Annotated in this window: 18 protein-coding genes; 5 read left to right on the plus strand and 13 right to left on the minus strand. The window is 73.6% G+C overall.

Features of this window, described 5'->3' with window-relative positions; genetic code table 11:
* Positions 1–36: 36 nt before the first annotated feature.
* The 4 genes from ACZ3UD_RS04020 to ACZ3UD_RS04035 all read right to left on the minus strand — a co-directional run bounded on the left by ACZ3UD_RS04020 (position 37) and on the right by ACZ3UD_RS04035 (position 3,592).
* On the minus strand, positions 37–1,377 hold the full coding sequence (locus ACZ3UD_RS04020; protein WP_465581911.1) for a glutamyl-tRNA reductase: 1,341 nt from the start codon (positions 1,375–1,377) through the stop codon (positions 37–39).
* Between the two features lie 25 nt (positions 1,378–1,402).
* A complete protein-coding gene (locus tag ACZ3UD_RS04025; protein WP_465581913.1) occupies positions 1,403–2,305 on the minus strand; it encodes a redox-sensing transcriptional repressor Rex in 903 nt (300 codons plus the stop codon).
* Between the two features lie 101 nt (positions 2,306–2,406).
* On the minus strand, positions 2,407–3,153 hold the full coding sequence (locus ACZ3UD_RS04030) for a 3'-5' exonuclease (RefSeq protein WP_465581915.1): 747 nt from the start codon (positions 3,151–3,153) through the stop codon (positions 2,407–2,409).
* Positions 3,154–3,316: 163 nt separating this feature from the next.
* Positions 3,317–3,592, minus strand: a complete 276-nt coding sequence (locus ACZ3UD_RS04035) for a glutaredoxin family protein (protein WP_355675793.1) — start codon at positions 3,590–3,592, stop codon at positions 3,317–3,319.
* A 126-nt stretch (positions 3,593–3,718) separates the two neighbouring features.
* Here ACZ3UD_RS04035 and ACZ3UD_RS04040 point away from each other — a divergent pair, with 126 nt between their 5' ends.
* From ACZ3UD_RS04040 to ACZ3UD_RS04050, 3 genes are all read left to right on the plus strand, one after another.
* Positions 3,719–4,723: an HAD family hydrolase gene (locus tag ACZ3UD_RS04040; RefSeq protein WP_465581918.1), complete on the plus strand. Its 1,005-nt coding sequence runs from the start codon at positions 3,719–3,721 to the stop codon at positions 4,721–4,723.
* Between the two features lie 566 nt (positions 4,724–5,289).
* The gene (locus ACZ3UD_RS04045) at positions 5,290–6,093 is read left to right on the plus strand and encodes an ECF subfamily RNA polymerase sigma factor, BldN family (RefSeq protein ID WP_465582073.1); all 804 of its coding nucleotides are present in this window, start codon (positions 5,290–5,292) and stop codon (positions 6,091–6,093) included.
* Between the two features lie 270 nt (positions 6,094–6,363).
* The gene (locus ACZ3UD_RS04050; RefSeq protein ID WP_465581920.1) at positions 6,364–7,674 is read left to right on the plus strand and encodes a DUF5667 domain-containing protein; all 1,311 of its coding nucleotides are present in this window, start codon (positions 6,364–6,366) and stop codon (positions 7,672–7,674) included.
* A 55-nt stretch (positions 7,675–7,729) separates the two neighbouring features.
* On the opposite strand, the gene ACZ3UD_RS04055 is transcribed toward ACZ3UD_RS04050, so the two are convergent.
* The 7 genes from ACZ3UD_RS04055 to proC form a co-directional block, all read right to left on the minus strand.
* Positions 7,730–8,737 carry a lysophospholipid acyltransferase family protein gene (locus ACZ3UD_RS04055; protein WP_402941813.1) on the minus strand — a complete coding sequence of 336 codons (1,008 nt, stop codon included), beginning with the start codon at positions 8,735–8,737 and terminating at the stop codon, positions 7,730–7,732.
* 7 nt (positions 8,738–8,744) lie between these two features.
* Positions 8,745–9,854: an NAD-dependent epimerase/dehydratase family protein gene (locus ACZ3UD_RS04060; RefSeq protein WP_465582075.1), complete on the minus strand. Its 1,110-nt coding sequence runs from the start codon at positions 9,852–9,854 to the stop codon at positions 8,745–8,747.
* Between the two features lie 150 nt (positions 9,855–10,004).
* Positions 10,005–10,121 carry a 30S ribosomal protein bS22 gene (locus ACZ3UD_RS04065; protein WP_425311139.1) on the minus strand — a complete coding sequence of 39 codons (117 nt, stop codon included), beginning with the start codon at positions 10,119–10,121 and terminating at the stop codon, positions 10,005–10,007.
* A gap of 173 nt (positions 10,122–10,294) precedes the next feature.
* Positions 10,295–10,504, minus strand: coding sequence for a helix-turn-helix domain-containing protein (locus tag ACZ3UD_RS04070; RefSeq protein WP_148644250.1), 210 nt, complete (start codon positions 10,502–10,504; stop codon positions 10,295–10,297).
* A gap of 225 nt (positions 10,505–10,729) precedes the next feature.
* Positions 10,730–11,926, minus strand: coding sequence for an acetoin utilization protein AcuC (locus ACZ3UD_RS04075; RefSeq protein WP_465581923.1), 1,197 nt, complete (start codon positions 11,924–11,926; stop codon positions 10,730–10,732).
* A 142-nt stretch (positions 11,927–12,068) separates the two neighbouring features.
* Positions 12,069–13,292, minus strand: coding sequence for an MFS transporter (locus ACZ3UD_RS04080; RefSeq protein WP_465581925.1), 1,224 nt, complete (start codon positions 13,290–13,292; stop codon positions 12,069–12,071).
* A gap of 106 nt (positions 13,293–13,398) precedes the next feature.
* Positions 13,399–14,226 (minus strand): pyrroline-5-carboxylate reductase, encoded by an 828-nt coding sequence (gene proC / locus ACZ3UD_RS04085; RefSeq protein WP_465581927.1) that lies wholly within the window; start codon positions 14,224–14,226, stop codon positions 13,399–13,401.
* Positions 14,227–14,391: 165 nt separating this feature from the next.
* Between proC and ACZ3UD_RS04090 the strand changes: the two genes are divergently transcribed.
* Both ACZ3UD_RS04090 and ACZ3UD_RS04095 read left to right on the plus strand, forming a co-directional pair.
* On the plus strand, positions 14,392–14,841 hold the full coding sequence (locus tag ACZ3UD_RS04090) for a hypothetical protein (protein ID WP_465581929.1): 450 nt from the start codon (positions 14,392–14,394) through the stop codon (positions 14,839–14,841).
* 122 nt (positions 14,842–14,963) lie between these two features.
* Positions 14,964–16,334 carry an SCO2583/SCO2584 N-terminal domain-containing protein gene (locus ACZ3UD_RS04095; protein ID WP_465581931.1) on the plus strand — a complete coding sequence of 457 codons (1,371 nt, stop codon included), beginning with the start codon at positions 14,964–14,966 and terminating at the stop codon, positions 16,332–16,334.
* Between the two features lie 6 nt (positions 16,335–16,340).
* Here the strand turns inward: ACZ3UD_RS04095 and ACZ3UD_RS04100 are convergent, their stop codons facing one another.
* Positions 16,341–16,871 carry a hypothetical protein gene (locus ACZ3UD_RS04100; protein WP_465581933.1) on the minus strand — a complete coding sequence of 177 codons (531 nt, stop codon included), beginning with the start codon at positions 16,869–16,871 and terminating at the stop codon, positions 16,341–16,343.
* A gap of 82 nt (positions 16,872–16,953) precedes the next feature.
* Complete coding sequence (gene ilvD / locus ACZ3UD_RS04105) at positions 16,954–18,798, minus strand: dihydroxy-acid dehydratase (RefSeq protein ID WP_465581935.1); 1,845 nt, start codon at positions 18,796–18,798, stop codon at positions 16,954–16,956.
* Between the last annotated feature and the right edge of the window lie 48 nt (positions 18,799–18,846).

Here is an 18,846-nt window from a genome sequence, read left to right on the forward strand (position 1 = left end):
GATCGTCCCGGTGGTACTCGTGGGATGGCTGACGGTTCATCTGGCGCCCCCGCCCGAGGGCTGGGGCCGGCCGCCGACGGGCGTGCCCGACACGGCGTGCACGGCAGCCGGGTCGAGGTCGAACAGCTCGCGAAGGGCGTCCGCGTAGGAGGCGCCGCCGGGCTCGGCGGCCAGCTGCTTCACCCGGACGGTCGGGGCGTGCAGCAGCTTGTCGACGACGCGACGGACGGTCTGGGCGATCTCGGCGCGGGAGCGCTCGTCCAGGTCGGGCAGCCGGGAGTCCAGCCGGCCCAGTTCGGCGGCGACCACGTCGGAGGCCATCGCCCGCAGCGCGACCACGGTCGGCGCGATCCGGGCGGCCCGCTGGGCGGCGCCGAAGGCGCTCACCTCGTCGGCGACGATCCGGGTGACCTGGTCGACGTCGCCGGCGCCGGGGCTGGCGGCGTGCGCGTGGGAGAGGCTCTCCAGGTCGACCAGCAGGGCGCCGGCCAGCTCGTGCACCGCGTGGTCGACGTCGCGCGGCATGGCGAGGTCGAGCAGGGCGAGCGGTTCCGGCGAGGTGCGGAGGGCGACGGCGGCGGCCACGTCCTCGGCCTTGATCACCACGCCGGCCGCGCCGGTGCAGGAGATCACCAGGTCGACGTCGGCCAGCGCCTGCGGCACCTTGGCGAGGTCGAGGGTGCGGGCCACGTCCGGGCCGAGGATCTCGACCAGGCGCTCGGCGCGGGCCGGGGTCCGGTTGGCGATCAGCAGGTCGGTGACGCCGGAGCGGACCAGGGTGGCGGCGGCCAGCGAGCTCATCGAGCCGGCGCCGACCACCAGCGCGCGCTTGCCGGCGATCTCGCCCGCGCCCGCCGCGACCTGCTCCAGGCCGAAGGTGACCAGCGACTGGCCGGCCTTGTCGATGCCGGTCTCGCTGTGCGCCCGCTTGCCGACCCGCAGGGCCTGCTGGAACAGCTCGTTCAGGCCGCGCCCGGCGGTGTGCTCGTCCTGGGCCTTGGCCAGCGCGTCGCGCAGCTGGCCGAGGATCTGGCCCTCGCCGACCACCATCGAGTCCAGGCCGCAGGCCACCGAGAACAGGTGGTGGACGGCGCGGTCCTCGTAGTGGACGTACAGGTGGGAGGTCAGCTCCTCCAGGTCCACCCCGCTGTGGTGGGCCAGCAGCAGCGACAGCTCGGCGACGCCGGCGTGGAACTTGTCCACGTCCGCGTACAGCTCGATCCGGTTGCAGGTGTTGAGCAGCGCGGCCTCGGCGACGGTCGAGGTGGCGGCCGCGTCGTGCAGCAGCCGGGTCGGGACCTCACCGGTGAGCGCGGCGCGCTCCAGTACGCCGACCGGTGCCGTCCGGTGGCTCAGTCCGACGACGAGAAGACTCACGCCCGCCCCCCACAGCTCTCGGTGTTCATGCGGGCATCACCGCGGACAGCTCGCCCTCGCCGCCCTTGGCGGACTTGCCCTTGGCCGACTGCTCGGCCTGGTCCTTGGCCGCCGGCTCGCCGGAGCGGCCCTTGCCGTTGCCGCCGCCGGCCGCACGGCGCAGCTTGGCGGCCGCCGCGCGGACCGGACCGGGGGCGCGGTCCAGCACCGACTCGGTGCGGTCCGGCTCCTCACCGGCCTTGCGCTGCTCGTGGAAGGCGAGGATCTGCAGCTCGATGGAGAGGTCCACCTTGCGCACGTCCACGCCGTCCGGGACGGTCAGCACGGTCGGGGCGAAGTTGAGGATGCTGGTGACGCCGGCCTCGACCAGCCGGTCGCAGACCTGCTGGGCGGCGCCGGGCGGGGTGGTGATCACGCCGATGGAGACGTGCTGGCTCTCGACGATCGACTCCAGCTCGTCCATGTGCCGCACCGGGAGTCCGGCCGCGGTGGAACCGACCACGTTGGGGTCGGCGTCCAACAGGGCGGCGACCCGGAATCCGCGGGAGGCGAAGCCGCCGTAGTTGGCGAGGGCGTGCCCGAGGTTCCCGATGCCGACGATGACGACCGGCCAGTCCTGGGTCAGGCCGAGCTCGCGGGAGATCTGGTAGACGAGGTACTCGACGTCGTAGCCGACGCCGCGGGTGCCGTAGGAGCCGAGGTAGGAGAAGTCCTTGCGCAGCTTGGCCGAGTTCACGCCGGCCGCGGCAGCCAGCTCCTCGGAGGAGACGGTCGGCACCGAGCGCTCGGAGAGCGCCGTGAGGGCCCGCAGGTAGAGGGGCAGGCGGGCGACGGTCGCCTCCGGGATGCCCCGGGCACGCGAGGGTCGGCGCGCGGCGCCCTGGTCGGGCGTCTGCGAACTGCTCTGTGGTGATCGGCCGATTGCCACGGTGCTCCTGTGGGTGAAGCTGGGCTTTGACAGCCAGGCTATGCGTTTGTGAACGTGTGCACAAAGATGGTGTCCGTTTTGTCCACGCACAGTGACACGCATCACGCCGTCGAGCTCATAGCACCGGCCTTGGTCAGGACCACTTCCGGGGCCTGGGAACCGGGCAGCCAGGGGCCGTACGGCGCCTCCCGGCGCAGCAGCGGGACGGCCGTCCCGGACGGGCGGGAGCGGGCCCGGCCCAGCCGCGGCCAGGGCACCCGGGCGGCCTCGCGCAGCGGGCCGGCCCAGTCGTCCGGCGGACAGGACGGGGCGCCCAGGCAGTGCAGCAACAGCTCGGCGGTCACCCGGGCGTCGCCCAGCGCGGTGTGCGCCGGGTACCAGCCGAGGCCGGCCGCCTCCACGCAGGCCGCCAGGCCGTGGCTGCGGGCCTGCGGCAGGTGCTCACGGGCCAGCCGCATGGTGCACAGCAGCGGGACGGGCGGCAGCGGCACCCCGATCCGGGCGAACTCGCGGTCCAGGAAGGCGTGGTCGCAGCTGACGTGATGGCCGACCAGCACCCGGCCGGCCAGCAGCTCCAGCAGCCTCGGGGCGATCTCCCTGAAGCGCGGGGCGCCCTCGACGTCGGCCTGGCGTATCCGATGCACATGGGTCGGGCCGACCGGGCCCAGCGGGTCCAGCAGGGTGGCGAACTCGCCCTCGGGGCGGAGCCGCTCGTCCAGCAGCACCACCGCGACCTCGACCACCCGGTGCCGCCACGGGCTGCGGCCGGTCGCTTCCACGTCCACCACGGCGAAGCCCCGGTGGCCCTGCGAGGCTTCGGGCATCCCAGGGGTCGGGCGGGGAAGCATGGCGGCACTCCTCGTGTGCTCAGCCCCCCATGGGCGCAAACGCGTTCGATCGTAAGCCGACCACGGCGCCCCGCCCCAAGCCGAAACGGAGTGTCTTTGGCAACGATTCGGCGAACCGCCCCCGCCGGTCGGCGGGGGCGGTGGCGTACGGACGGATGTTTCCTCAGGCGCCGAGGGCGGTGCGCAGGCGGCGTTCGTCGACCCGCCAGAAGTCGTGCTGGCGGCCGTCGATCAGGGTGACCGGGATCTGCTCCCAGTAGCGGCGGTACAGCTCCTCGTCCTGGGTGATGTCCTTCTCCTCGAAGGTCGCGCCCAGCTCCGCCGTCACCCGGACGATCACCTCCCGGGCCTCGTCGCACAGGTGGCAGCCGGGCTTGCCGACCAGGGTCACGGTACGGTCGGCCGGCTGGGGGCTCTTACGTCGCAGCAGTGGACTCACCGGCCCATTGTCCGCCACGCGCCCGCCCGTCTCCGGGGCGCCCGGGGCAGGGCCGAGGGAGCTGTTCACCGGGTGGGCACGGCTCCGTCACGGCCACTCCCCGCCCGGCTGGCTATGCTCGGTGACATGGCCGTGCTCCGAAGGCTCACCCAGGCGAGGCGCTCCACCACCGAGCGGAGCGCCCCGGCGGGCGAGGCCGTGGCCGAGGCCGGCGAGGCCGCCGCCGAGGCGGCCGAGGCCGCGCTGCGCACCGAGCCCCGGCCGGTCGATGCCCCGGCGGCCGACGTCCCGGCGGCGGGCCGGCCCGGGAAGGCACCCAAGGCCCCGGTCGAGAACCACACCCCGGACCCGGACGACCCTCGCGCTGCCGCCTTCTTCGACTGCGACAACACCATCCTGCGCGGCGCCGCGATCTTCTACCTCGGGGTCGGCCTCTACCGCCGCGGCTTCCTCACCCGCCGCGACATCGCCCGCTTCGCCTGGCAGCAGGCGCTGTTCCGGCTGCACGGCACGGAGGACCCGGACCACATCTCGGACGCCCGGAACACCGCCCTCGGGATCGTCGCCGGCAAGCCCACCGCCGACCTGGAGGCGATCTGCGAGGAGATCTTCGAACAGGTCGTGGCCGACAAGATCTGGCCCGGCACCCGCGCCCTGGTCCAGATGCACCTGGACGCCGGCCAGCGGGTCTGGCTGGTCACCGCCGCCCCGCTGGAGGTGGCCCGGATCATCGCCCGGCGGCTCGGCATGACCGGCGCGCTCGGCACCGTCGCCGAGGCACGGGACGGCTCCTACACCGGCCGGCTGGTCGGCGACCTGCTGCACGGCCCGGCCAAGGCCGCCGCGGTGCGCTCGCTGGCCCGGCGCGAGCGGCTCGACCTCGACCGCTGCGCCGCGTACAGCGACTCGGCCAACGACATCCCGATGCTCTCGCTGGTCGGCCACCCGTACGTGGTGAATCCGGACGGCGCGCTGCGGCGGCACGCCCGGGCGCAGGGCTGGCGGGTGCGGGACTTCCGGACCGGGCGCAAGGCGGCCCGGGTCGGGCTGCCGGCGGCGGCCGCGGTCGGGGTGCTGGCCGGCGCGACGGCGGCCGGGGTGGCGTTGCGGCGCCGTCGCCGGCGCGGCTGAACTCCCCTCCGCGCGGCCGCGGGCGTCCCTGCGCGGGCCCTCCCCCGGGCGGGTGATCGGACGTCAACCAGGCCTCTGACCTGGCCCCTCGTACGAGCGAACTCCCTTCCCCGCAGGGCCGTCCGGGCCCGCGGCACGAACCTGCCACCCGGTGACCGGTTCTGATCGTTCGCCAGGCCGGGAAAGTCAGGGGTTGCCGAGCCCCAAGGCTGGGAAACCGCCCACAGAACCACCGAATTGGTCACCCTGGGCGCCCGAACGATCACGTTGAGCCGGATGAACGATGGCATCTCCGGTCGGTGTCAGCCGAATATGCGCAACAAATGGATCTCAAACGACCACTTCGACCACACGGTGTAGCTGTCATTGCACAAAGCGTTATTCTCTCCTGGATGCGCGTCACCCACGCGTCCCGCTCGAACGGACGCCAGGGGGCGTGCTCTCCGCGCAGGCGGAGGTGATCCGTCCACAGTTCTGCCTCTGGGAGTCCCGTGTACCCACCCGTCCGGAACGACGCGCCTGCACCCTCCCGCCCGTCGTCCGCGCCCCTGCGCCCCCGCACCGGCCTGCGCGGCCGGCCGACCGCCGAGCGACAGATCTCCACCGGCCTGGACCTGCTACGCAACCTGCTCCGCAGCCAGCTCGCCGCCTCATCCCAACTCGTGCCCGCCGGCGTGCCGTTCGGCCACCCGCACGGCCCCGGGGTGGCGCTGCGCACCACCGCCGCCGGCTCGGCCGGCACCGGCTCGCGCGGCCGCACCGGCAGCACCGGCGTCGGCCGCAGCCGCACCCGTACGGCGCCCAGCCCCGGCTACGAGACCGAGCACAACCCGATCATGGAGCTGGTCGAGCGGGCCCAGGCCGGCGAGAGCGAGGCCTTCGGCCGGCTCTACGACCACTACGCGGACACCGTCTACCGCTACATCTACTACCGGGTCGGCAGCCGGGCCACCGCCGAGGACCTCACCAGCGAGACGTTCCTGCGCGCGCTGCGCCGGATCGGCACCTTCACCTGGCAGGGCCGGGACTTCGGCGCCTGGCTGGTCACCATCGCCCGCAACCTGGTCGCCGACCACTTCAAGTCCAGCCGGTTCCGGCTGGAGGTCACCACCGGCGAGATGCTCGACTCCAACGAGTGCGAGCGCAGCCCGGAGGAGTCGGTGCTGGAGTCGCTCTCCAACGCCGCCCTGCTGGACGCGGTGCGCCGGCTCAACCCGCAGCAGCAGGAGTGCGTGACGCTGCGCTTCCTGCAGGGCCTCTCGGTGGCCGAGACGGCGCGGATCATGGGCAAGAACGAGGGCGCGATCAAGACCCTCCAGTACCGCGCCGTCCGCACCCTGGCCCGGCTCCTCCCGCCCGACGCGCGGTGAGGCGGCGGTGACCGACGGGGCGATAGCCCGGCGACGGCTCGACCGACCGTCACCACGGGTCCCCGATCGACACGTCCGGGTGAACGGTCGATCCGATGATCGGCGTTGCGTAACCGACCGACCGCACCGCTCGTTGGCCAGCATGCAAGCCCCCACCAGGCGCACGGTCAAGTCGAATTGCGACCTGTCACCCGATGGAGTGGCTTTGGCCCGCCGAGGCAACCGTCCGGCTGGCCGGGGTGTCGACAACGACGAAGGGAGGTGTGGCCCGTGACGGCAAACGTGCTGGAGCACCGGCGGGCGAAGGCCTTCGCCGAGGCGCTGGAGGCCCACCAGGCGGAGCAACGCCGCGCGGCCAACGCCGAATCGGCCAACACCGCTGGCACCGAAGCCGGTTCGGTCGCGATGGCGGAACTGGTCGGCCTGGCCGACGCGCTGGGAGCGGTGGCCAGGCCGACGCTGGACCCGGAGGTCCGGACGGTCCAACGCGCCCAGTTGATGGCCGCGTTCGAGCAGGCCTTCGCGGACGGACCGGGCGCCACGGTGCCCCGGCAGCGCCGGCACCGGGCGGCCCGGACGGCGCCGCGCGGCCGGTGGAGCCGCCGCTTCGCGATCGGCGGGCTCGTCGCCGGGCTCGCCGTCGGCAGCCTGGCCGGTGCCGCCGCCGCGAGCTCCAACGCCCTCCCCGGGGACACGCTGTACGGCGTGAAGCGCGGCCTCGAAGGACTGCGGCTCGACCTCGCCGGCTCCGACTCCGAGCGCGGCGAGCTACTGCTCGACAACGCCGCCACCCGGCTCGGCGAGGCCAACGCCCTGGTCGGCCACGGCGATCCGGTCGGCGCGCTCAGCCCGACCACCGTCGACCGGGTCCGCCGGGCGCTGCACGACATGCACGCCGACGCCCTCAAGGGCCGTGAGCTGCTGCGTTCGGTCTACCGCAGCAACGGCTCGCTCGACCCGATGCGCGCGCTGGCCGGCTTCGCCCACGACGAGGACGGCCGCTGGAGCGAGCTGCAGGGTCGGCTGCCGGTCCAACTCACCGAGCAGGCGAACCTGGTGAACCAGCTCTTCGACGACATAAGCGAGGACGTCGCGCCCCTGCGCCTGGTCCAGCCACCCGCCAAGAGCGGTGGCCCGGCCGGCAACGGAGCGGGCGACGACTCGTCCTCCTCGACCGGCGGCTCCCCGGCGGGCTCCCCCGCCAGCGGCGCCGACGCCGCGCCGGACTCCGACCAGTCCCAGGGCGGCACCGACACGGGCAACGGCACCAGCCGCCCCGGCAGCACCGGGCATGCCCCGGGCAACCCCGGCGCCGGCTCCACCGCCGGCGGCGGTGCCAAGGGCGGCGGCCTGCCGGGCACCCTGCCCACCAGCGCCCCGGACGCGGTCAACGGGCTGGTCGGCAACCTCACCAACGGGCTCACCGGCGGTACCGGCAAGCCCTCGCCGAGCACCGACGCGGCCCCGCCGCAGCCGTCCGGCACGCCCAGCGCCGCGTCCGGCGCCCCGCAGCAGGGCGTGGACGTGCCCCCGCTGATCCCGGGTCTGCTGCCCGGCCTGCGGATCCTCGGCGGCAGCTGACCGGCCCACCGCGAAGGGCCCCGGCCTGCGCCGGGGCCCTTCGCGGTGCTGGCCCTCAGAAGAACACCGAGCGCCGCTGCACCAGCAGCTGGTACAGGCTGTGCTGGATGGTCTCGCGCACTTCGTCGGCCAGGTCGAAGACCAGCATCGGGTCGTCCGCCGCCTCCGCCGGGTAGCCGTCGGTGGCGATCGGCTCGCCGAAGCGGATCGTCCACTTGGTCGGCAGCGGCAGCATCCCGAGCGGCCCCAGCCACGGGAAGGTCGGCGTGATCGGGACGTACGGCAGGCCCAACAGCCGGGCCAGCGTCTTCACGTTGCCGATCATCGGGTAGGTCTCCTCCGCCCCGACGATCGAGCACGGCACGATCGGCACCCTCGCACGCAGCGCCGAGGAGACGAAACCGCCGCGGCCGAAGCGCTGGAGCTTGTAGCGCTCGGCGAACGGCTTGCCGATGCCCTTGAAGCCCTCCGGCCAGACCCCGACGACCTCGCCGCGCTCCAGCAGCGCCTGGGCGTCCTCGTTGCAGGCCAGGGTGTGGCCGGCCTTGCGGGCCAGCTCGTTGATGCCCGGCAGGACGAAGACCAGGTCGGCGGCGAGCATCCGCAGGTGCCGGCGGTGCGGGTGGTGGTCGTGGATGACCACCTGGGTCATCAGGGCGTCCAGCGGGATCGTCCCGGAGTGGTTGGCGACGATCAGCGCGCCGCCCTCGGCCGGGATGTTCTCGATCCCCTGGACGTCGATCCGGAAGTACTTCTCGGCCAGCGGGCGCAGCAGCGAGAGCAGCACCTCCTCGGTGAGCTCCCGGTCGAAGCCGAACTCGTCCACCTCGTAGTCGCCGGTGATCCGGCGGCGCAGGAAGGCCAGTCCCTCGGTGGCCCGGCCCTCCCAGCCCTTGCCGAACAGCCGGGTGGCCACCGGGCCGAGCTGCCCGGACAGCGCCCCGCCGACGGCCCCGGCGAGCCGGTCGGCCAGCCCGGGGCCCTCGGGGGACGTCCAACTGGGGGCGGTCTCGATCGGGATGACCTTGGCCTCGCCCGGCGCGTTGTCGGCGGCGGCACTCATCGCGGCTTCAGCTCCTCGGACGGCGGGGACGGTTCGGTACGACGTTCGGCGCGGCGGGGGCGGGCTCCTCCGGGCCGAGCAGGGCGGTCAGCCGGTCGGCGACGGCGGCCAGCCGTTCGGGCGGCAGCAGGCCGGGGCCCTGGGCGGCGGCGAAGTCGGCGAAGGCCTCCGGCGTGCTGAACGCCGGGCGGTAGCCGAAGGTCTCCCGCAGCCGCGTGGTGTCCACCACCCGGCCGTGGGTGAGCAGCCGCAGCTGCTCGGGCGAGACGTCCACCAGCCGGGTCTGCCGGGCCAGCACGGCCATCCAGCTGACCGCGGGCAGCAGCAGCGGCAGGGTGGGGCGGCCGAGCCGGCGGGCGCACTGGGAGAGCAGCAGGACGCCCTCCCCGGCCACGTTGAAGGTCCCGGTGTTGACGGTGCCCGGCGCGGGTTCGTCGGCGGCCCGGCAGAGCACCGCGACCGCGTCGTCCTCGTGCACGAACTGCAGCCGGGGGTCGTAGCCGAGCACGGTCGGCAGCACCGGCAGCGCGAAGTACTCGCTGAGCGGGGTGTCGGCGTGCGGGCCGACGATGTTGGCGAAGCGCAGCACCGTCACCGCGACGTCCGGGCGGCGGCGGGCGAAGCCGCGCACGTAGCCCTCGACCTCGGCCGCGTCCTTGGCGAAGCCGCCGCCGGGCGGGTCCTTGGGCTGGAGCCGCTCGCTGAACACCGCCGGGTCGCGGGGCGCGGAGCCGTAGACGCCGGTGGTGGACTTCACCACCAGCCGGCGCACCCCGGGGGCCTTCTGGCAGGCGCCGAGCAGTTGCATGGTGCCGATGACGTTGGACTCCTTCACCGCGGAGCGGTTGGTGGAGCCCAGGCCGGTGGCGCTGACGCTGAGGTGCACCACGGTATCCACCCGGTGCTCGGCGATCACCCGGGAGACCGCGGGGCGGCGCAGGTCGAGCTGGTGGAAGGTGTACGGGGCGGCCGGGCCGTCCGGCTCCTCGACCGGCAGCCCGGGCGGCAGCACGTCCACGCCGACGACCCGGTCCACGCCGGGGCGGCGGCGGACCTCCGCGGCGAAGCGGGCACCGAGATGGCGTGCCACGCCGGTGACGAGCACGACGACGCCCACGGTGCTGCACCCCATTTCCCTGACCCGAGCGGCCTGCGTGCACCGTACCGCGCCGCCGTGCCGGGCCGTGAAACGACACCGCCCGCCCGGGCCGCGAGGGCCTGGGCGGGCGGTGGAAGCGCTGGGCGCGCTGGGCGCGGCCGGGGGCGCTTACTTCTTGTTGCGACGCTGAACGCGGGTCCTCTTCAGAAGCTTGCGGTGCTTCTTCTTGGCCATACGCTTGCGACGCTTCTTGATGACAGAGCCCACGGAACAACCCTCGCTCACTGAGACTCTCGTCCGTGAGAGACGGAGTCCATACGACTGACGTGAGGGCCTAGCCTACCGTCCGCCTGGCCGGGGCTGTAAATCGCGCTCCCGGCAACCGGGAAACTCGCGGGAAATCCCGGGCGAACGGGGGCGGATCCACGGTCGCGGACCCGCCCCCGCCCGACCTGGGGCTACGCGCTCTCAAGCCGCACGTAGGACTCCTTGAGGTACTCGTGCACCGCCTGCTGGGGCACCCGGAAGGACCGTCCGACCCGGATGGCCGGCAGCTCTCCGCTGTGCACCAACCGGTACACGGTCATCTTGGACACCCGCATGACCGCGGCAACCTCCGCCACGGTCAGGAAGACGACTTCCTGCAGGGGGCGCTCGCCGGAACTCATGACCATCACCCGACCCTTACCCGTGTGCAAGGCACCGGCTTCCCCTCCGGTGACTCCACCGGCACACGTGTATCCCCAGAGTAGTTATGGGTGGTACCAGTGGGAAGAGGGGAAGTGCGGTCCTCGTACGGTGAGAGATAGGACCGTTGCAGTACGTAGCCGCTCGGCGGTTCGCACCAACGGGGGTACGCACGGCCCGGCCGGCGCGCGACCGGGGCGGCGGATTCAGGCCAGCAGGCCGTGGTGGGGGAACACCGCGCGGCGGCTGGCGAGGATGGCCTGATCGAGCCGGTCGGCCGGATCGTAACCCGATTCGAAGTCGCGCCAGGACGGGCGGGCGCCGTCGGTCATCCGCAGCGGGGCCGGGCGGCGGGTGCGGCGGTAGACCTCGGCGCGCCAGAGCTCGGGGGTCTCGGTGGCCGGGTCGACGGGCCGGCCGGCGGCGGTGGCGACCAGGTGGGTCCAGGTGCGCGGGACGACGTCCACCACGGCGTAGCCGCCCCCGCCGGTGGCCACCCAGCGGCCGCCGGTCAGCTGGTGGGCGAGGTCGTGCAGTTCCTCGGCGATCAGCCGCTGGGCGTCCACGGTGACGGCGAGGTGGGCGAGCGGGTCCTCCAGGTGGGTGTCCGCGCCGTGCTGGGTGACCAGGATCTGCGGCCGGAAGGCGCTGAGCAGCTCGGGCACCAGGGCGTGGAAGGCGCGCAGCCAGCCGGAGTCGCCGGTGCCGGCCGGCAGCGGCAGGTTGGCGGCGGTGCCGGGGGCGTCCGGGCCGCCGGTCTCGGTGGGCCAGCCGGTCTGCGGGAAGAGCGTGGCGGGGTGCTCGTGCAGCGAGATCGTCAGCACCCGGGGGTCGTTCCAGAAGGCCTGCTGGACGCCGTCGCCGTGGTGGACGTCCACGTCGACGTAGGCGACCCGCTCGGCGCCGAGTTCCAGCAGCCGGGCGATGGCGAGGGCCGGGTCGTTGTAGATGCAGAAGCCGGAGGCCTTGTCGGGCATCGCGTGGTGCAGCCCGCCGGCGAAGTTGACGGCGTGCGGGGTCTCGCCGCGCCAGACCGCCTCGGCGGCGGCCACAGACTGGCCAGCGATCAGCGCGGAGGCCGAATGGACCGCCGGGAAGGACCAGTTGTCGTCGGTGCCGAGCCCGTGCCGGGGGTCCGGCTGCTCGGGGTGCGCGGCGGCGTGCTTGACCGCCTCGACGTACTCCCCGGTGTGCACCAGCCGCAGGGTGGAGTCCCCGGCGGGCGGCGCGGACCGGACGGTCACGCCGGGCCCGGTGCTCAGCCCGAGGGCCTCGACGAGGCGCATGGTGAGCGCCAGCCGGGTCGGGTCCATCGGGTGGCCGGGGCCGAAGTCGTAGGCGGTGACGGCCTCGTCCCAGAAGAGGTGCAGGCCGCAGGGGGTGTCACGCTCGGCTTCGGGCATGGCCTCCACCGTAGCGGGTGGGGGTGGCCGGGCGACCGCCAGGGCTCGCCCGGCCACCGCGCGCGGGCGGTGCGGAGGTCGAGGAGTCGAGGCGGTCCGGACGCCACCTTCACGCCTCCGTGTCCTCTCCGGCACCCCGCCGTCACGCGACGGCGGGGGCCGCCGCCGGTGCCGGGGCGAAACGCTCGGCCAGCGGCAGGACGGCGAGCACCAGCAGCATCGGGGCGAGCAGCGCCCAGCGGTACGAGCTCGCGTCCGCGACCGCCCCGACCAGTGGCGAACCGATCAGGAAACCCACGTAGTTGAAGAGGTTGAGCCGGGCCACGGCGGCGTCCGAGTCGGCCGGGAAGAGCCGCCCGCCGGCCGCGAACACCTGCGGGATGATCGCGCAGATGCCGAAGCCGAGCACGGTGAAGGCGGCGATGCCCGCCCAGGCGGCCGGCGCGACGGCGGCCAGACCGAAGCCGAGCGCAGCCACCGCGGCGCCCGCACGCACCACCGGGACGGCGCCGAAGCGCTGCACCGCGCGGTCGCCCAGGGCTCGGCCGACCAGCATCGCCACCATGTAGCCGAGGTAGGAGAGCTTGGCGAGGTCCTCGCGGCTGCCCAGGCCGTCGGTGAGGTACTTGACGCTGTAGTTGGAGACCGAGGCGTCCGCGATGTAGGCGAAGGCCATCGCCAGGCACAGCGGCAGCAGCGGCCGCCAGGGGACGGACCGGGCGGCGGCCTCGGCGGCCTCCCGGACGGCGCCGCCGAGTTCGGCCGGGCCGGCGGTGGGGGTCCCCCCGGCCGAAGGCTGGGGGAGGGTGCCGGTCAGCACCGCGAGCGGGGCGATCACCGCGGCGGCCGTGCCGAACAGCACCGGCAGCCCGAGGTCCTCGTGCGAGCCGAGCCCCGCGACCGCCGCGCCCAGGATGCCGCCGAGGCTGAAGGCGGCATGGAAGCCGATCATGATCGAGCGGCCGTAGCGGTGCTGCAGGCCCACCCCGAGCATGTTCATACTGGCGTCCAGCGCACCCACCAGCAGCCCGAACGCGCCCAGCGTGAGGGCGAGTTGCCACAGCGAGTCGCCGAGCCCGGCGCCCGCGAGGCTGAGGCAGACGGCCGGCTGGACCACCCGCAGCACGGCCCGGGCGCCGGTGTGCTTCACCAACTGCTCGGAGAGGATCGAGCCCACCCCGGCCAGGATCGGCACCGCGGCCAGGAAGACCGGCAGCAGCCCGTCGCTCAGCCCGTACCGGTGCTGGATCTCCGGGATGCAGGTGACCAGCAGCGCGAAGGTGGTGCCCTGGAGCAGGAAGCTGACGGCGAGCGCGGCCCGCCCGACGCGCAGGCCGGGCGGGACCGGGGACGGTTCAGCACTCATGCGGACCTCCAGACGACCTCGCTACCGGCCGGTAGGGCGATGTTGGCGAGAGCGTAGGCGGTGCGCCGCCGTTGCGGGAGGGGTCGCGCAGGGACTTCTGTGACGACTACTTGCCGCCGGAGGCCAGCTCCCGGGAGCGGTCCCGGGCCGCCTCCAGGGCGCCCAGCAGCGCGGCCCGCACGCCGTGGTTCTCCAGCTCGCGGATGGCCGCGATGGTGGTGCCGGCCGGGGAGGTGACCGCCTCGCGCAGCTTCACCGGGTGCTCGCCGGAGTCGCGCAGCATCACCGAGGCGCCGATCGCGGACTGCACGATCAGGTCGTGCGCCACCTGCCGGGGCAGGCCGAGCAGGATGCCCGCGTCCGTCATCGCCTCGACCAGGAAGTAGAAGTAGGCCGGTCCGGAGCCGGACAGCGCGGTCGCCGCGTCCTGCTGGGACTCGGGCAGCCGCAGCGCCTTGCCGACCGAGCTGAAGATCTCCTCGGCGCGTACCAGGTGCTCCTCGGTCGCGTGCGAGCCGCCGGAGATGACGCTCATCCCCTCGTCCACCAGCACCGGCGTGTTGGGCATCACCCGGACCACCGGGGTGCCGGCCGCCAGCCGCTCCTCGAACCAGGCGGTCGGCACCCCGGCCGCGGCCGAGATCACCAGCCGGTCCGGGCTGATGTGCGGGGCCAGCTCCTCCAGCAGGGTGCCCATGTCCTGCGGCTTGACCGCGAGGATCAGGGTGTCGGCCAGCTTGGCGGCCTCGGCGTTGGAAACGGCCTTCACGCCGTACCGGTCGGCGAGTTCGGCGGCGCGCTCGGGGCGGCGGGCGGTCACCAGGACGTCCGCCGGGTCCTTGCCGGCCCGCAGCAGACCGGAGAGCAGGGCCTCGCCGATCTTGCCGGTGCCCAGGAAGGCGATCTTCTGTCCGTGCGCTGCGCTGCTGCCCATGGTCCGCTCCTTGCCTCGGTACTGCGGCCATCCTCGCACCGCCCGGCGGCACCCGTCGGGACCGTCCGCTCCGTGGTCCCCGAAGCGCAGAACGCGGGCCCCTAGGGAGAGAACTCCGGGGTTTCCCCTATGGCCTCCGGGCCCGCACGGGCGCACCGTGGACCTATGGCACACGACGAGATGTCCCGACGTGAGAACCGGCAACTCGCCGCCGCCTCGGCGACGATGGGTCCGTGGCGGACGGCCGCGGGAGTCGGTGCGGTGGTGGGGGCGACGGCCCTGGGGATCGACGCGATCACCGGGCACTGGTCGCTGAGCATGCTGGCCGGACCGGCCGGCTGGGGTCTGTTCTTCTTCTTCCTCGTCGGCACGCTGGGCGGCCGGTTGCGGCGCGACACCGGTGACCGGCGGCTACGGCGGTGGGCCAACGAGCACCCGTGGCAGTCGGCGCTCCCGGCGGCCGGCGGACTGCTGGTGCTGAACACGCTGGCACAGCTGTTCCTCGGTGACGCGGGACTGTTCGGCGCGTTCTTCGAGTCGCTCGTCCCGGCCGGCATCCTGCTGGCGATCGCCGGGGTGGTGGGGTCGGTGAAGCAGGCCCGGGGCAAGGGCTGAGCCCCTGGTCACGCCTCCCCGACCTGGGCAAATAGGGTAAACGTCCGCACTCCGCTCATGAGTTCACCACAAGGTGTGCCCCCGATCGATGAATCGTCACACCCCGTCGGCATACTGGCGCGATGCCGATCGCCGAAGATCCAGAACCGCGCCCCTCGGAGGGCGGTGAGCCGGGCGGGTCCGACCCGTCCGAGGCGGGCGGGAAGGACCCGTTCGCTGACCTCGTCCTGGACGAGGACTTCATCAAGTCCGCCAGCGTGAAGGAGCAGTCCGGGCGCACCCGGATGCTGACCGCCCGTTGGAAGCACACCCCGCCGGTCGACCCGGGCGGCCGCCGCTCCGTCAACGACGGCCCGGGGCAGGCCAAGCGACGCTTCGGACGCAAGCCCAAGCTCCAGGTGGTCGACCCCTGGGGCAACCCGCGCCCGCCGCGCCGCCGGCTGGAGTGGCGCACGCCGCTGTTCGTCGTGCTGACCGTCGCGGTGCTGCTCGCCGCGCTGAACGTCGACGGGCTGCGCACCTGGTGGACGAACACCTACGGGGGCGGCTCCTCGGCCGCGCACACCCCGGTGCCGACCGTGGCCCCGGAGACGGCCAAGCCGACCACCGCGGCGCCGAAGGTCGACGAGAAGCAGCCGACCGTGGGCCACCCGTGGGCCGGCTCCCCCGCCGAGGGCTGGCCGAACGGCGCCGAGGCCTTCGTGCTCCCCGAGGCCAAGGACACCGGCGTCTTCTCCGCCGACCAGGTCGCCGCCCAGCTGCAGCTGGTCAAGGACTACCTGACCGCCGCCAACCTGGACCCGAAGGTGATCGCGGGCGGCCGACCGGACGCCGCGCTCGCGATGCTGGACCGGGACGAGCGGGACCGCGCGACCGCCGCACTGGCGAACCCGTCCAAGGACACCGACGCGACCAGCTGGTTCAGCCGCTTCGACCCGCGCGAGGCGATCCCGATCGGTGACGTGGTCAAGGTGCAGGGCCGGATCAGCTTCGAGGGCGACGGGGACAAGGGCGTCCTGGTCCACACCGACTTCAGCTTCGTGTACCCACTGCGCCCCGGCCCGGAGGCCGGGAAGCGGGCCGGATCGCCCGCCCCGTCGGCGGGCGTGCCGCAGCCGACGAAGCCGGCCGCGCCCCAGGGCGGCGGCACGGCCAAGCCGGTGGGGCTGGTGGTGCCGGTGGACGACGTGTCCGGGGACACCTGGTCCACCCGCACGGTCGTGCGCCGGGTGGTGAACTTCCGCTTCTACGACCCGGGCCGCTACCAGGTCAACCCGAAGAAGCTGGTGATCGCCGACGGCACCACCTCGGACTCCGCCAACTCGGCCTGCAACGTCTACGACGGCTACTACCACCCGCAGTTCGACCAGTTCGCGCCCGCGCTGCCGGACAGCCCGGACGCCCGGCCGACCGGCCCGGAGACCGACCCGTACGACCGCAGCAAGGACCTGTCCACCGAGCCCGGCGGGTGCGGCTCGGTCAGCCGCTACTGACCGCGGTCAGCGCTTGCGCTCGCCCCGGCCCGGCGCCTTGGTGCCGGGCCGACCGCTGCGGTTCGACTGACGCTTCCCGTGCTGCTCGACGGCCCGCTGGTAGGCAGCCCGCCTGACCCCCTCGCCGGGGGCCTCGACCAGGCTGCGGGCGAAGTAGGCGGCCAGCGAGCCGGCCCCGCCGATCAGCCAGACCGCGCCGAGCGACCTGTCCTCGGCCATCCAGCCGGTCAGCTGGTCCTTGCCCTCGGTGAGGACCTTCCAGGTGCGCCGGACGGCCATCATCGAGCAGACCGCGATGGCGGCGGTCAGCAGCCCGTTGAGGAAGCCGCCGCTGTCGGAGAGCGCGACGCCCTCGACGCCGAAGCGCAGCACCAGCACGGCGGCGGCCGTCGCGGCCAGGGCGCCGACCGAGACGCCGACCCGGCGCGGCCAGTAGCCGTTGTCCCGGTTCAGCCAGCTGGTGCCGAAGAAGCGGATCGGCTCCGGCTCGGGGGCGCCGGCGGGCTTGGGGGCGGGGGTGGGGGGCTGCTCGCTCACGCCCTCGATTATCACCCGACGCCCACGGACGGCGGAGGAGCCGTCCCCGCCTCGGGACGGCTCCTCCGTTCGCTTGCCGGGATCAGCCGAGCTTGCTGACGTCCCGGACGGCGCCCTTGTCCGCCGAGGTGGCCATCGCCGCGTAGGCGCGCAGCGCCTGGCTGACCTGGCGGTCGCGGTTCTTCGGCCGGTAGCCGCCCGCCGCCTCCAGGGCGCGGCGGCGCTCGGCGAGGACCTCCTCCGGCACCTCCAGGGAGATCGTCCGGCCCGGGATGTCGATGGCGATGGTGTCACCGTCCTCGACCAGCGCGATGGTGCCGCCGGAGGCCGCCTCCGGGGAGGCGTGGCCGATGGACAGGCCCGAGGTGCCGCCGGAGAAGCGGCCGTCGGTGACCAGCGCGCAGGCCTTGCCCAGACCGCGGCCCTTGAGGAAGGAGGTCGGGTAGAGCATCTCCTGCATGCCCGGACCGCCCTTGGGGCCCTCGTAGCGGATGACGACGACGTCGCCCTCCTTGACCCGCTTGGCGAGGATCGCCTCGACCGCGTCCTCCTGGGACTCGACCACGACGGCCGGGCCGCTGAAGGTCCAGATCGACTCGTCCACGCCGGCCGTCTTCACGATGCAGCCGTCCTCGGCGAGGTTGCCGTACAGCACCGCGAGGCCGCCCTCGACCGAGTAGGCGTGCTCGGCGCTGCGGATGCAGCCCCTGGCGGCGTCGGTGTCCAGCGACTCCCAGCGCTCGGACTGGGAGAAGGCCTCGGCGGAGCGGACACAGCCGGGGGCGGCGTGCCACAGCTCGACGGCCTCGGCGGAGGGCGAACCGCCTCGCACGTCCCAAGTCTTGAGCCACTCGGCGAGCGAGTCGGCGTGCACGGTGTGGACGTCCTCGTTGAGCAGCCCGGCCCGGTACAGCTCGCCGAGGATGGCCGGGATGCCGCCGGCCCGGTGCACGTCCTCCATGTAGTACGAGCCGTTGGGCGCGACCTTGGACAGGCAGGGCACCTTGCGGGAGATCGCGTCGATGGCCCGCATGTCGAAGTCCAGCTCGGCCTCCTGGGCGGCGGCGAGCAGGTGCAGGATGGTGTTGGTCGAGCCGCCCATGGCGATGTCCAGGGCCATGGCGTTCTCGAAGGCGGCGCGGGTGGCGATCGCGCGCGGCAGCACCGAGGCGTCGTCCTGGCCGTAGTAGCGGTCGGCGATCCCGACGACCGTCCGGCCGGCCTTCTCGTACAGCGCCCGGCGGGCGGTGTGGGTGGCGAGCACCGAGCCGTTGCCGGGCAGCGAGAGGCCGATCGCCTCGGTGAGGCAGTTCATCGAGTTGGCGGTGAACATGCCGGAGCACGAGCCGCAGGTCGGGCAGGCGTTCTCCTCGATGATCGCGATGTCCTCGTCGGAGACGTTCTCGTTGACCGCCTGGGAGATCGCGTCGACCAGGTCCAGCTTGCGCACGGTGCCGTCGACCAGGGTGGCCTTGCCGGCCTCCATCGGGCCGCCGGAGACGAACACGGTCGGGATGTTGAGGCGCAGCGCGGCCATCAGCATGCCCGGGGTGATCTTGTCGCAGTTGGAGATGCAGATCAGCGCGTCGGCGCAGTGCGCGTTGACCATGTACTCGACCGAGTCGGCGATCAGGTCGCGCGAGGGCAGCGAGTAGAGCATGCCGCCGTGGCCCATCGCGATGCCGTCGTCCACGGCGATGGTGTTGAACTCGCGCGGGATGCCGCCCGCCTGCTTGATCGCCTCGGAGACGATCCGGCCCACCGGCTGCAGGTGGGTGTGGCCGGGGACGAACTCGGTGAAGGAGTTGGCGACCGCGATGATCGGCTTGCCGAAGTCCTCGCGGGCTACGCCGGCCGCCCGGAGAAGCGCCCGGGCGCCTGCCATGTTGCGACCGTGGGTGACCGTACGGGACCTCAGCTCGGGCACTGTGCTCCACTCCTTCGGGGCTCGCGACGGCTCCCCGCGGGAGAGGGA

This window comes from Kitasatospora sp. NPDC023118, assembly GCF_055560875.1.